Below are 1,241 nucleotides of genomic sequence, written 5' to 3'. Positions count from 1 at the left end.
CTGGGCTGCTGCCGGTTTCGTGGACACTGGCCTAAGCTTTTTGAGCTTTCTCGAACTCTATCGGACTGACGTAGCCGAGCGTTGAATGACGACGCGTCGGATTGTAGAAACGCTCGATGTAATCGAAGACATCGGCGCGAGCCTCCTCCCTGGATCTGTAGACCTTTCTGGCCGTGCGCTCGGTTTTCAATGAACTGAAGAAGCTCTCCATTGCCGAGTTGTCCCAGACCTCGCCTGCGCGGCTCATGCTGCACGTGATGCCTTGCTCCTTGAGCAATTGCTGGAAGTGCTCGCTGGTGTACTGACTGCCTTGATCCGAATGGTGCAGCAGTGCGATCGGCTTGCCACGACGCCACACAGCCATCATCAATGCGTCGGCAACGAGCTGCGATGTCATGCTGTCTTGCATTGACCAGCCCACGATGCGTCGCGAGTAAAGGTCCAGCACAGCAGCTGCGTAAAGCCATCCTTCGGCCGTCCAGATGTACGTGAAGTCGGCCACCCATTTCTGGTTGGGCGCATCGGCCTTGAACTGCCGATCGAGCACGTTGTCGGCAACGGCGCTGCGCGCTCCTCGGTCTTGAGGCAGCCCTCGCCGACGCGGCCTTGCACGAAGGGCTTGCTCGCGCATCAGTCGCTCCACGCGGTGCAAGCCACAACGCTGTCCCAGCTCCAGCACGTCATGCCAGACGCGCCGAGCGCCATAGGTGCGATCACTGCCCAGGAAGCTCTGGCGCACGTGGTTACCGAGTCTCTCGTCGTCCAGGCTGCGCCGGCTTCTGGGCCTGTCAAGCCACGCATAGAACCCGCTTCGCGAAACACCGAGCGTCTCGCACATCATCCTCAGCGGCCAGACCCCTCGGTGTTTCGCAATAAAGCCGAACTTCACATCGACTCCTTGGCGAAGTAGGCCGCCGCTTTTTTCAACAAGTCACGCTCCATGCGTAGCTTGGCGTTCTCCTTGCGCAGGCGCTCCAGTTCGGCCTGCTCGGGCTTCATGACGCCCTGGCCGGGAAATGCCTGCCGCGGGTCGGCCGTCGCCTCGCGTACCCATTTGCGCAGCACGTTCTCGTGCACATCGAGATCGCGTGCGGCTTGCGCCACCGACACACCTCGTTCCTTGACCAGCTTGACTGCCTCAAGCTTGAACTCTCGGCTGAATTGCCTTCTCGTTCCCATAAACCACCTCCGGTTTCATTTCACACCTTAACAAGGTGTCTTTGAAACCGGCAGCAGCCCAA

At 59.9% G+C, this 1,241-nt stretch carries 1 protein-coding gene; it reads right to left on the bottom strand.

What is annotated here, in order from left to right:
• Window positions 1-31: 31 nt before the first annotated feature.
• Window positions 32-1,179, bottom strand: a protein-coding gene (locus QTI66_RS39495) for an IS3 family transposase (RefSeq protein ID WP_444815102.1) whose coding sequence is annotated in 2 segments (ribosomal slippage) — window positions 32-912 and window positions 912-1,179 — 1,149 coding nt in all. Because the reading frame shifts where the segments join, the coding sequence is not laid out codon by codon here.
• Window positions 1,180-1,241: the final 62 nt, after the last annotated feature.

This window comes from Variovorax brevis (assembly GCF_030317105.1).
GTDB classification, from domain to species: Bacteria; Pseudomonadota; Gammaproteobacteria; order Burkholderiales; family Burkholderiaceae_C; genus Variovorax; species Variovorax brevis.
The sequence above is the reverse complement of the archived record's forward strand: the minus strand, read 5'-3'. Positions and strand labels throughout refer to the sequence as shown.